The organism is Nocardia sp. NPDC047654 (genome assembly GCF_043205035.1).
In the GTDB taxonomy this organism is placed as follows: domain Bacteria; phylum Actinomycetota; class Actinomycetes; order Mycobacteriales; family Mycobacteriaceae; genus Nocardia.
Map to the genome: position 1 here is coordinate 213928 of NZ_JBIDDF010000006.1, position 12498 is coordinate 226425.

10 protein-coding genes are annotated in these 12498 nt (G+C 71.0%); 6 read left to right on the plus strand and 4 right to left on the minus strand.

The window, feature by feature from the left end; all coding sequences use genetic code 11:
* The first annotated feature begins 70 nt into the window (after positions 1 to 70).
* Positions 71 to 664 carry a helix-turn-helix domain-containing protein gene (locus ACGF7Y_RS19460; RefSeq protein WP_393235640.1) on the plus strand — a complete coding sequence of 198 codons (594 nt, stop codon included), beginning with the start codon at positions 71 to 73 and terminating at the stop codon, positions 662 to 664.
* Positions 665 to 820: 156 nt separating this feature from the next.
* A complete protein-coding gene (locus tag ACGF7Y_RS19465; protein ID WP_391467470.1) occupies positions 821 to 1489 on the plus strand; it encodes an AAA family ATPase in 669 nt (222 codons plus the stop codon).
* 10 nt (positions 1490 to 1499) lie between these two features.
* Here the strand turns inward: ACGF7Y_RS19465 and ACGF7Y_RS19470 are convergent, their stop codons facing one another.
* A complete protein-coding gene (locus ACGF7Y_RS19470) occupies positions 1500 to 2441 on the minus strand; it encodes a YegS/Rv2252/BmrU family lipid kinase (protein WP_393235642.1) in 942 nt (313 codons plus the stop codon).
* Complete coding sequence (locus tag ACGF7Y_RS19475; protein WP_393235749.1) at positions 2438 to 4015, minus strand: FAD-binding oxidoreductase; 1578 nt, start codon at positions 4013 to 4015, stop codon at positions 2438 to 2440. Before ACGF7Y_RS19475 ends, ACGF7Y_RS19470 begins: the two co-directional genes overlap by 4 nt.
* A 176-nt stretch (positions 4016 to 4191) precedes the next feature.
* On the opposite strand from ACGF7Y_RS19475, the gene ACGF7Y_RS19480 reads away from it, so the two are divergent.
* Entirely contained in the window at positions 4192 to 4821 is a 630-nt protein-coding gene (locus ACGF7Y_RS19480; protein WP_393235644.1) for a TetR/AcrR family transcriptional regulator, read from the plus strand.
* Between the two features lie 42 nt (positions 4822 to 4863).
* Positions 4864 to 6405, plus strand: coding sequence for a glycerol-3-phosphate dehydrogenase/oxidase (locus tag ACGF7Y_RS19485; protein ID WP_393235645.1), 1542 nt, complete (start codon positions 4864 to 4866; stop codon positions 6403 to 6405).
* A gap of 13 nt (positions 6406 to 6418) precedes the next feature.
* Here the strand turns inward: ACGF7Y_RS19485 and ACGF7Y_RS19490 are convergent, their stop codons facing one another.
* Both ACGF7Y_RS19490 and ACGF7Y_RS19495 read right to left on the minus strand, forming a co-directional pair.
* Entirely contained in the window at positions 6419 to 6937 is a 519-nt protein-coding gene (locus ACGF7Y_RS19490) for a GNAT family N-acetyltransferase (protein ID WP_393235647.1), read from the minus strand.
* 43 nt (positions 6938 to 6980) lie between these two features.
* Complete coding sequence (locus ACGF7Y_RS19495) at positions 6981 to 7652, minus strand: TetR/AcrR family transcriptional regulator (RefSeq protein WP_393235649.1); 672 nt, start codon at positions 7650 to 7652, stop codon at positions 6981 to 6983.
* Between the two features lie 699 nt (positions 7653 to 8351).
* Here ACGF7Y_RS19495 and ACGF7Y_RS19500 point away from each other — a divergent pair.
* Both ACGF7Y_RS19500 and ACGF7Y_RS19505 read left to right on the plus strand, forming a co-directional pair.
* Positions 8352 to 9542, plus strand: a complete 1191-nt coding sequence (locus ACGF7Y_RS19500; RefSeq protein WP_393235652.1) for an FHA domain-containing protein — start codon at positions 8352 to 8354, stop codon at positions 9540 to 9542.
* Positions 9543 to 10085: 543 nt separating this feature from the next.
* Complete coding sequence (locus tag ACGF7Y_RS19505; RefSeq protein WP_393235653.1) at positions 10086 to 12383, plus strand: FdhF/YdeP family oxidoreductase; 2298 nt, start codon at positions 10086 to 10088, stop codon at positions 12381 to 12383.
* Positions 12384 to 12498 lie beyond the last annotated feature (115 nt).

Consider the following 12498-nt stretch of genomic DNA (forward strand, 5'->3'; position numbering starts at 1 on the left):
ACCGTGCCGTCCCCGTCCCGATTCAGCAACTAAAATTGCCAAATTAGGGAAATCGGAGTGCACTGGGGACATGTCCACACCCCCGGCCGTCACCCAGGCCCTCGCCGACATAGGCCCACGGCTGAAAGCGCTGCGCACCCGCCGCAACGTCACGCTCACCGCGCTGGCGGAGAGCACCGGAATCTCCAAGAGCACGCTCTCGCGGCTGGAGTCCGGCCAGCGAAAAGCCAGTCTGGAACTGCTGCTGCCGATCGCGATGGCCCACCAGGTTCCGCTGGACGAACTGGTGGCCGCGCCCAAGATCGCCGATCCCCGGGTCAACTCCACGGCGCGAAAGCTGAACGGAATCACCATCCTTCCGCTCACCCGGCAGCCGGGACCGCTACAGGCGTTCAAGATCGTCATTCCGCCCGAGCGCTGCGACCCCGACCCGAAGGTGCACGAGGGTTTCGAGTGGCTCTACGTGCTTTCCGGACGACTGCGGCTGGTACTCGGCGAGCACGATCTGGTGCTCGGCCCCGGCGAGGCCGCGGAATTCGACACGCGCCAACCGCATTGGTTCGGCAGCGCGGGCCGGGGCCCGGTGGAAATCCTGAGCCTTTTCGGGTCGCAGGGTGAACGAATGCATCTGCGCGCACGGTCGGCGGGTCGCAAACCGGGGTGATCACACTGTCTGAAATGTCCGATATTGCCGAAACGGTGAAAACGAAGGACCCTGGAGAGGGTGAATACCCCAGGCGTCCCACCTCCGGTGAATCCCCAAGAAAAACCAGGGTTTTCCCGGTTGCCGAACACGTGTCGGCTGCGGACCCTGGGAGAGGTGAACCCCCCGCTGGAATCCGTGCACGCGTACGCCCCCGAACCCCGGCTGCCGATCCTGGTCCCGGACGCGCTGCACGATCTGCGCGGTCGCGCGATCGCGGAGATCCGGTACCCCGCCGCGGCGGCGCTGATCGTCGCGGGCGTCCCCGGCGCGGGCAAGAGTACCGCGCTGCGCAAGTTCTTCGGCGCCGATGCCGCGGCCACCGCGCCGTCGCGCAGCGCCGCCGGGGTACTGGTGCTCGACTCGATGCAGGCACGCAATCGCTGGCGGCCCAAGCTGTGGTGGCTGCCCTACCTGTTGTGGCGCCCGCTGGTGCACGCCGCGCACTTCTTGGCCATTCGTACCGCGCTGCGCGAGGTCACCGGCCCGGTCGTCATCCACGACTGCGCCACCTTCCGCTGGGCGCGCACCCTGATCGAGCACTGGGCGGCGGATCGCGAACTGCACCTGCTCATGGTCGACGTGCCCGCGGCGGTAGCGCGCGCAGGCCAGCACAGCCGTGGCAGGCGGATCAACCATGTGGCGTTCCGGCTGCACGTGCGGCGCTGGCGGCGGCTGATGCGCGCGGTGTCGACGGAGCATCGCTCGGCCGCCCGCGCATCACGGTCGGTGGTCATCGTCGACCGCGCGACCGTGAACCACCTGCGCTGCGTGACTTTCGCCTGACCGGCGCCGATCAGGGCACCAGAACGGTCAACGCCGCGGGGACCGCCCGGACGGTGATCGGCAGGGTGCCCGCCGGTTCGCCGTCGGCGGTGGCGGGCGCGCCTGCCGCGGTGAGCGTGACCGCGGCGGCGCGGAACTGCTTGACCTCCGGGTGATCCTGGCGTTTGCCCGCGGACAACGCGGGCAGCAGGCGCAGCATCTCCCCGCGCGACAACGCGCCCACCACGGTCAGATCCAGTAGGCCATCATCCATGAGCGCGTCCGGGCAGATCAGCATGCCCCCGCCGTAGGTGCGGGTGTTGCCGACCGCGACCATGACCGCCTCGGTCTCCAGCACCGAGCCCGCGCCGGGGTTGGTCAGCCCTTCGGTCACCGCGTCCACCAGTTCGACCCGGTAGGGCACCGTGAAGCGCCCGGAGATCTCGGCCAGTGCGGCGGCGGTGTAGCGCAGTCTGCCTCTCGGCCAGCGCATCTCGTTGGCGCGCAGAGTGACCCGCGCGTCGAATCCGGTGCCGGCCACCGTGGCGAACCACATCGGCGGCACGGACGACTCGATCCGGCCGAGATCGATCGTCCTGGTCCGCCCGCGCAACACCAGCGCCGCGGCGGCGACCGGATCGTCGGTCGGCACCCCGAGTTCCCTGGCCAGATCGTTGCCGGTGCCCGCGGGGATCATGCCGAGCGGAACCCCGGTCTCCGCGACGGCCGGAAGGGTCACGTTGATCAGCCCGTCGCCGCCGATGCAGACCACGGCATCGGGTGCCGCGCCCGCGACCGAATCCCGCACCTGGCGGACCGTTTCGGGGGCCGAGGGAGCGCACACCTCGGTGACCTCGGCGCCGCCCGCGCGCAGGCGGGCGATGGCGGCGGTCGCCGCATCGCTTCCCTTGCCGTGCCGGGACCGCGGATTGGTCACCACCGTGACCTTGCGCACCGGGGAATAGTCGTTCACGGCACCAACTTTCCGGGATTCAGGATGCCGGCCGGGTCGAGTTCGGCCTTCACCGCCCGCAGGACACGCACACCGAGGTCGCCCACTTCGTCCGGGACCCAGGGACGGTGATCGGTGCCCACCGCGTGGTGGTGGGTGATGGTGCCGCCCGCCGCGACGATGGCGTCACCCGCGGCGCGCTTGGCGGCCTGCCACTGGGCCAGCGGGTCGTCCAACTGTTTGGCCACCACGGTGAAGTACAGCGACGCGCCGGTCGGATAGGTGTGCGAGATGTGACACATGACCAGGGGCGGCGTCCCCTGCGCCGCCAGCGACTCGGTCAGCGCCGCGGTCACCTTCGCCTTCAGCGCGCTCAGATTCGACCAGGTGGTGGCGGTCTCCAGCGTTTCACAGAGCACACCGACGTCCAGGAGCGCGTCACGCAGGTACGGCGCGGCGAAACGACCGTGCTCCCACTCCCGGGCCGGCGTCTCCCCCAGGGCCGAGCCGCCCGCCGCGGCCAGCACGGCACCCGCTTCGGCGCTGCGCGCGGTGACATGCGCCGCGCTGCCCTCATAGGTGGTGACGGCCAGGCACCCCGCCACCGGGTTGCCGCCGATATCGCCGGAGCGGGCGAGATTGATTCCGGTCTCCGCCTCGTCGGAGAGCCGGAGCACCGTCGGCGCCGCGCCCGCCTGCACCACCGCGCGCAACGCGGTGGCGCCGGTGGCGAAATCCGGGAACGACCATGCCTGGTAGGCAATGGTTTCCGGGACCGGGTGCACCCGCAGGGTGACCTCGGTGATCACACCGAGCGTTCCCTCCGATCCGACGAACAGCTCGCGCAGGTCCGGCCCGGCGGCCGAAGCGGGGGCGCGCCCGAGTTCGAGCGTGCCACCTGGCGTGGCGATCCTCAGCCGCTGCACCATGTCGTCGAAGCGGCCGTAGCCCGCCGAGGCCTGGCCCGACGACCGCGTCGCCGCGAAGCCGCCGATGGTGGCGAACTCGAAACTCTGCGGGAAGTGGCCGAGGGACAGTCCGTGCGCGCCGAGCAGTTCCTCCGCGCGCGGACCGGTGAGACCGGCGCCGAGCGTGGCGGTGCCGCTGATCGGGTCGATCTCGGTGACCCGGTCGAGCCTGCGCAGATCCAGGGCGATCACGGTGTCGAAGCGACCGCGCACGGGATCGACGCCGCCGACGACGCTGGTGCCGCCGCCGAACGGAACCACCGCGACGGCGTGCCGCGCGCAGTAGGCGAGCACGGCGAGAACCTCGTCGTGGTCGGCGGGGAAGACGACGGCGTCCGGCGCGTCCTGCGGCCCCTCGGCCCGGCGGCGCAGCAGATCGGGTGTGCTCTTCCCCCCGGCGTGCCGCAGCCGATCGCGGTGGTCGGCCGACACGTTCTCCGCACCGACCACCTCGACCAACCCGGCTCGCCGCGCGGGCGTCAACGCCGATTCGCGCAGTGGCACGTCGCCCTCATCGCGGCGCGCCACCGGATTGCCGGACACTCCGAACACCTGCGTCAGCAGACCACGGATCCGCTCCGAAAGTGGCTGGTGCCCAGCCGGGATACCCCAGGCATCCCAGACCATACTCGCGGCCGACCCGGCCGGGCCGGTCTTTGCCGACGGAGCCGGATCGCCGTCGGTCTGCTGCTGCGTGTCCACCATGCGTTACAGTTTGACATAGATTGTCAAGCAGTAACGCACGCACGCTCGGACCTCGCCGACGCATTCGCCGTCGGCCGACCTACCACCGGTGGTGATTTTTGACCGCTCCCGACGAGACCGCCCTCTCGGCGACCGACCTGGCGATTCTCGACGCCGCCCGCGCCTGCGTGGAGGAGTTCGGCGTGCGCCGCACCACGCTCACCGAGGTGGCGCGCCGGGCGGGCGTCAGCAGGCCGACCGTCTACCGTCGCTGGCCGGATACCGGTGCGCTGGTGGCCGAACTGCTGGTCCGCGAACTGCGCGGCATCGTGGCGGCCACCATGCCCTCCGCGGGCAGCGCACGCGTCAGGCTGGTCGAGGGCGTGGTCGCCGGAGCGGCGATGATCCGGTCGAATCCGTTGTTCGGCAAGATCTTCCGCACCGACACCGATCTGATGCTCACCTACGTCTTCGGCAGGCTGGGGCGTAACCAGCGCGCGCTGATCGAGCTGTTCGCGGCGGGCATCCGCGACGGGCAGCGGGACGGTTCCATCCGCGCGGGCGATCCGGAGCGGATGGCCACGATGCTGCTGCTGATCGCCCAGTCCGCGGTGCAGTCGGCGGGCACCGTCGCGCCGCTGCTGGCGGGTGAGCACCTCGACACCGAACTCCGTCGCGCCATCGACGGGTATCTCGACGATCACGCCCGCGAGGCGGTCGAAGACTCCACCCGAAAGCGGCCGTGCTGAGTACGCGTCAGCCCGGTTCCGCCGCATTCGAAAGGCATTGTGATGACTGTTGATTCGGGGCAAACCGGAGATTCCGCGTTGAACGCCGCGCGCCGCGCCGCGGATCTGTCCCGGCTCGGCGACAGCGCCGAGATCGACGTCCTGGTGATCGGCGGAGGCGTCACCGGCGCGGGCGCCGCCTTGGACGCCGCCGCCCGCGGACTGCGCACCGTGCTGGTCGAGCGCCGCGACCTGGCCTTCGGCACCAGCCGCTGGAGTTCCAAGCTGGTGCACGGCGGCCTGCGCTACCTGGCGAGCGGCCGGGTCGGCATCGCCCACGAGAGTGCGGTGGAACGCGGCATCCTCATGCGCACCACGGCCCCGCATCTGGTGCGCCCGCTGCCCCAACTGGTGCCGCTGCTGCCGAATGTCGATGCGGTGCAAGCGTCGCTGGTGCGCGCCGGTTTCCTGGCCGGTGACCTGCTGCGGCGGGGCGCGGGCACCCCCGCGGCGATCCTGCCCCGTTCCCGGCGCGTCGCCGCGGCGGAGGCCGTGCGGCTGGCGCCCACCGTGCGCCGTGCGGACCTGCGCGGCGGCCTCCAGGCATGGGACGGGCAACTAGTCGACGACGCGCGCCTGGTCGTCGCGCTGGCCCGCACCGCGGCGGCCCACGGCGCGCGGATCCTGACCCGCGTCGAAGCGAGCGAGGTGACCGGGAATTCGGCGACCCTACGCGACACCCGCACCGGCGAGACCCTCACGGTGCGGCCGCGCACCGTGGTGAACGCCACCGGCGTCTGGGCGGATCAGGTGGATCCGAGCATCCGGTTGCGCCCGAGCCGCGGCACCCATCTGGTGTTCTCCGCCGCGTCCTTCGGCGGCCTCACCGCGGCGCTGACCGTGCCGGTGCCCGGCAGCGTCGGCCGGTTCGTCTTCGCCTTTCCCGCCGCGCACGGCCGGGTGTATCTGGGCTTGACCGACGAGGACGCGCCGGGCCCGGTACCCGACGAGCCGAAGCCCACCGACGACGAGATCGGTTTCCTGCTCGACACCATCAATCCCGCCCTGCGTCAGCCGTTGACCCGCGACGATATTCGCGGCTCGTATGCCGGATTGCGTCCCCTGTTGCAGACCGCCGACGACAGCACGTCCGACATCTCCCGCAAGCACGCCGTGCTGCGTTCACCGACCGGGATCATCACCATCGTCGGGGGCAAGCTCACCACCTACCGGAAGATGGCCGAGGACGTGATCGACGCGGCGGTCGCGCACGGCGACCTCGCCGCGGGACCGTGCCGCACCCGGCGGCTGCCGCTGGTGGGTGCGGTCTCCGGCGCGGCGCGCGACCGCATCGACGCCCCGCCGGTGCTGATCGAGCGCTACGGCAGTGAGGCGGCCACCGTGCTGGCCGCCGCGCGCCGCGATCCGTCGCTCGCCGAGCCGGTGGCGCCCGGCATCGACGTGCTCGGCGCCGAATTCGCGTTCGCGGTCTCCCACGAGGGGGCGCTCGAGGCCGCCGATCTGCTGGATCGGCGCACGCGCATCGGCCTGATCGACGAGGACCGGGCCGCCGCGGCGGCCGCGGCCGCGCGCGCCGTCGCCTGACGGCCCAGCGGGCTCAGTCCATCGACCAGTCGCGCAGCTCCGCGCGCATGCACGCGCGCGGCCAGCGGTCGAGGCCGTGTGCCCGTTCGCCGGCACGCACGGCTACCAACCCCGGGGTCTCCTCGTCCGCCGACAGGTACCGGAAGCCGAGCCGCCGGTAGTACGGGCCGTTCCACGGCACTTCGGTGAACGTGGTCAACGTCATCGCGGGCAGCGCCGCGGCGGCGGCCCATCGGGCCGCCCGGTCGATCAACCGCTTGCCGATCCGGCGTCCCGCGTGGTCCGGGCGCACCGAGACCTGCTCGATATGCGCGTTTCCATCGATCACGCCCGCGACCAGGTAGCCGATCGGCAGGTCGTCCTCGGTCCACACCCAGGCCCGTCCGGCTCGCTGGAACTCGCGCAACGTGGCCACCGAAGGAGGTTCGTCGTCGGCCACGGCCGTCATCCCGATCTCCGCGAACGGTGCGCCCGCCGCGCGTTCGATGTCTTGCAGCACGGTGAGGTCTTCGGTTGTCGCGGCCCGGATCATCGGCCCATTGTGATCCGCCAACCGCGGCGCGGACCAGCGAATTTCACTCCGCCCGCGTGGCGAGGATGCCGTTGAGCAGCACTTGCACGGCCCAGGCCGCACGCGCGTCCCCCTCGCCCGACAACAAGGCGTCCCGCATGGCCACGACGGTCGGATAACGGTCGGCGGGCAACTCGGCGAAGCGCCGCTCGATCGCCGCGAGGTACTCCTGCTCGGTACCGCCGCCGGTATTGTGCGCGCTCTGTTCGGCCGCCGACGCGGTGATGTGCAGAAACAGCAGGTCCACCGCCCATGACGCGGTCCGATCGTCCAGTCCCGCCTCGATGAGCGAGCCGAGCATCAGTTCCATCAGCCGTAACGCGTTCGGACTGCTCGGAATCACCCCGAGCGCGACCAGCGCCAGCCCTTCGTGCCTGCTCATCGCCGCCACCATGGCGTCGGCCAGCGCGGTGAGCCGTTCCCGCCAGCCAGCCCCGGCGGGTTCCGGCACGGAACCGAGGACGTGGTCGAGCATGGCGGCCATCAGATCGTCGCGATTGGCGACGTACACGTACAGCGAGGCGGCGCCGGTATCCAGGTCCTGCGCCACCCGGCGCATGGTGAGCGCCGCCGCGCCATCCCGGTCCAGGACACGCAGGCCGGTCTCGACGATCACCTCGCGACTCAGCGGAGCTTTGGCCGGGCGGGCCCGGCGGCTGACGGCTGCTGCGCTCATCAGCCGAGCATAACCAGGGACGAACGCCGTTCGGGTGACCGGCGCAGGTCCGCCACGGCAAACCATGTCCCGGACACCGGGCCTGGAGTGTCACGGCGGCACGATCAGGCCACCAGGAACCTCGACACGCTGCTGCACGATCCGCGCGTCAAGGGCTGGTTCGGGTGCGCGACCAGAAGATCCGCGCCTTCACCCCCATAGGAAATGCGGTCCTATTCCATCGGGCCTGACTCCTCGACGAGCCGGAGCCGCCACGACATCGTCGTTATCGTGACGGCCATCTGACGTGACGGCGCAAGCACCCACCGTGGAGGGGCCCGGTTCCCCATGAACGCAGCTTCTCGGCGCGACGACGCCCACAAACGAATTCGCCGACGACTCGAAGCGCGGACGCGCGGCGAACCCTTTGTGGGCGTTTCGAGCATCTTCGCGTTGTGACTCACGACATAGTCATGATTCTCCGAGTATGAACCGCCGCCGACTGCGGAAAAGCCCACAACGCGCAGCTCACAGCCCCCCGGGATGGCGGCAGGGACCGCACGTGAGAACGCGCGCGACAGAATGCGATTCGGCGGCCGGGCAGCGCGGCGGACCATATCCGCATTCCACTTCGCGATGCTCGCACACCCCGGTTCGGCCGTCGCCGACGCTCTATGCTGGCTTCGGTATGCCGGTAGTGCGCCGGGAAGGAGGGCGCGGGTGCGCAGTAAACCGTCCACCGTGGGAGTCGCACCGGGCGACGGGCTCGTCGCCCGCTTCGGCGCGGTCGTCGCCTACCTCGGGCCCGAAACGACCTCCACGGACCGAATACTCGGCACCATCGAAGCCGTGGCCGAAGGGGAGCATCCCGGCGCCGCACTGGCGCAACGCTTGGCCGCGGTGATCTTCGGCAGCACGGTGCGGCCGCCGCCGTTCGGGGTGGTCGCGCCGACCGACGACGGCATGCTCATCCTGTTGCGCGGATCGGTGACCGCGGAAATCCAAGGCGCCGAGGGCACCCGCCTGCTCCACGGCGGCCGTGCGTTCACCTGGGTGGACGAGATCGTGCGCGAACCGGTGCGCCGCATCACGATCGGCGCGGACACCGGTACGCCGCCGACCGCGCTGCCGCGCACCGACTTGCGCGCCGGCGTGGTTCCCGGCGGCGGCTTCGTCTTACAGGCAGCGGTGCGAGGCGCCGGGAAGGCCGGCGAGCCGCGCACGTCCGCGCCCTCAGCGCAGGCCGAACCCGAGCCGACGGCGGCGGCCGGTTTCGCGGCGACACCCGAACCCACGAGTGCCGCCGACGCAATCGCGCAGGCGGCGTCGACCGGCATGGACGCGGCGCCGACCGTCCGTCCGGCCGAGTCGGCCAGGCCCCTCGCCAAACCACGACCGCCCCGGCCCGCCGCGGATCGACCGCTCGCGTGGTCCCAGGTGCAGCCCGCGCACGAATCGGTCGCCTTGCGCAATCCGCTCGAGTACAGCGGAACGCGAACTCCGCACCCGGCCACGTCGTCCGGCGAGGCGGCCGTCGGCGCGCTGGTCACCGAGGAGGGCGCGGCCTACCCGCTGAACCGCGCCTACGTGATCGGGCGCGGACCGCAGGTGGACGAATCGGTCCGCGCCGCCACCGCCACCCCGATCGTCATCCAGCGCGACCGCCACGTCTCGCGCGTGCACGCCTACGTATCGGTCGACGGCGGCAAGGTGTACGTCCGGGACGCCGCCGCGACCTCCGGCACCTTCATCGCCGGTCCCGGCACCGACCAGTGGACCCGGATCAGCACCGCCCCGACCGAACTCCCACCGGGCTGGCGCGTCCGCATCAGCGAACGAGTCCTCACCTACCGCGGCGACGAGCAGCGCACAGGCGCGACGGATATCGCCGGAGCGCGCCGCCGCTCCTGACCGCCGGATCCCTCGACCGACCGGTTCCGGCAACGGCCAGCGGAGCCGGATCGGCACCTCCCCACTGGACTCCCGCCGGACCGGCGCGTCCGCATCAGCCGCCGACTCCTCACCGGCGCCGAACAGCGCACAGGCGCGACCGATATCGCCGGAACGCGCCGCCGCTCCTGACCGCCGAACCCGGCACCGGCAGGCGGACCTCGATCCGCACCGCCACGACCGAACTCCCACCGGGCCCGCGCGTCCGCCTCAGCGAACGAGTTCTCACCCACCCCGGCGACGAGCAGCGCACAGGCGCGAGGGCTAACGCTGGAACAGCCCGGTCCGACATGCGCCGACAACGGCCCCGGCACAACCGACCCCATCGGGCCACGGCGATGGCTGTTCACCAGGGTCGACAAGTGTCAGGGCGGCCACGGCACCACCCCATCTCGCCGCTCCTGCGTGACGGGCGGCGTCACGGTATGCCACGGCTCGGGTGTGGCGACGGCCGGTCGGACGGCCCCCGCCCGGTTCGGGCCGCGCGGAGAGGAGAATGGCGGCATGCACCGAAACGGACCGAAGCGGGACATCGATGAGTCCGAGCTGACGGTGACACCGCCCGAAGAGCAGGCCGCGGGTGTCACCGCCGTGACGGTGGCGCTGAAGCGCTCGGTCGAGGAGATGGGTGTCATCCGGACCGCCCGCACCCTGGCGCGGGTCAATCAGGTGCACGGCTTCGACTGCCCCGGCTGCGCGTGGCCGGAGCCGACCGGTCACCGCAGGCCCGCCGAGTTCTGCGAGAACGGTGCGAAGGCAGTCGCCGAGGAAGCCACGCTGCGCACGGTGACCCCGGAGTTCTTCGCGACCCACTCCCTCGCCGAACTGAGCGAGAAGTCCGGTTACTGGCTCGGGCAGCAGGGCAGGCTGACCCACCCGATGGTGCTGCGGCCCGGCGACACCCACTACTCCCCCATCGCGTGGGACGAGGCCTACCGGTTGATCGCGGACACCCTGCGCAGCCTCGACTCGCCCGACGAGGCGGTGTTCTACACCTCCGGCCGCACCAGCAACGAGACCGCGTTCCTCTATCAGCTGCTGGTGCGCAGCTACGGCACCAACAACCTGCCGGACTGCTCCAACATGTGCCACGAGTCCTCCGGCGCGGCGCTGATCGGCTCGATCGGGATCGGGAAGGGCTCGGTCTCCATCGACGACTTCGCCAAGGCCGATCTGATCGTCGTCGCGGGACAGAATCCGGGCACCAACCATCCGCGCATGCTCAGCGCGCTCGCCGCCGCCAAGGCCGAGGGCGCTCGGATCATCGCGGTGAACCCGCTGCCGGAGACCGGACTGCTCGGGTTCCGGGACCCGCAGACGGTCAAGGGCGTCACCACCGGCGTACCGATCGCCGACGACTTCCTGCAGATCCGCCTCGGCGGCGATATGGCCCTGTTCCAGGCGCTCGGGCGCCTTCTGCTGGAAGCCGAAGATCGCGCGCCGGGCACGATCGTCGACCGCGAGTTCGTCGATGCCCACTGCGCGGGCTACGCCGAGTACGAAAAGCACGTGCGCGCGGTCGATCTGGCCACCGTGCTGGAGGCCACCGGGCTGAGCCGGGCCGAACTCGAGCGCACCGCCGAGGCGTTCGCTCGCTCCCGCAACATCATCCTGTGCTGGGCGATGGGCCTGACCCAGCAGACCCACGCCGTGGCCACCATCGAGGAGGCCACCAACCTGCTGCTGCTGCGCGGCATGATCGGCAAGCCGGGTGCGGGCGTGTGCCCGGTGCGCGGCCACTCCAACGTGCAAGGCGACCGCACCATGGGCATCTGGGAGAAGATGCCCGAGGCTTTCCTCGACGCCCTCGATCGCGAGTTCGGCATCACCAGTCCGCGCGAGCACGGCCTCGACACCGTCGCGGCCATCCGCGCCATGCGCGACGGACGCGCGAAGGTCTTCTTCGGCATGGGCGGCAACTTCGTCTCCGCCACCCCCGACACCGCCGTGACCGAGGCCGCGCTGCGCGGCTGCGCGCTCACCGTGCAGGTGTCCACCAAACTCAACCGCAGCCATATCGTGCACGGCCGCACCGCCCTCATCCTGCCCACCCTCGGTCGCACCGATCTCGACCTCGCCCCGGACGGCACCAAACGGCAGGTCTCGGTGGAGGATTCGATGTCGATGGTGCACCTGTCCACCGGACGGCTGAAGCCCGTCAGCGAGCATCTGCGCGGCGAGGTCGCGATCGTCTGTGAACTGGCCCGGGAACTCTTCGGCGCAGGCCATCCGGTGCCGTGGGCGCGCTTCGCCCGCGACTACGACAGCGTCCGCGACGCCATCGCCCGTGTCGTGCCCGGCTGCTCCGACTACAACTCGAAAGTCCGCCGACGCAACGGATTCCAGCTCCCCCATCCGCCGCGCGACGCCCGCGAATTCCGCACCGCCACCGGTAAGGCGAACTTCGCGGTCAACGAACTGACCTGGCTGCCGGTCCCGGCGGGCAGGTTGATCCTGCAAACCCTGCGCAGCCACGACCAGTACAACACCACCATCTACGGCCTCGACGACCGATACCGCGGCATCCACCACGGTCGCAAGGTGGTGCTTGTCCACCCCGACGACATCACCGCGTTCGGCTTCCGCGACGGCGATCCGGTCGACATCGTCTCCGAATGGACCGACGGCACCGAACGCCGCGTCGAGAACTTCCGCCTCGTCTCCTACCCGACACCGCGCGGCAACGCCGCCGCCTACTATCCCGAAACCAATCCCCTGGTGCCGCTCGACCACGTCGCGAAACGGTCGAACACCCCCGTCTCCAAAGCGGTCACCATCCGGCTCGAAGCCCGCCCGGCATGAGCGGTCAGGCCCGGAGGCGGCAGCGCAGCGTAACCACGCAGGGCCCCGCTCATGCCGACGACAAACACAGCATGAGCGGTCAGACCCGCAGGCGGCAGCGCAGCGTAACCACGCA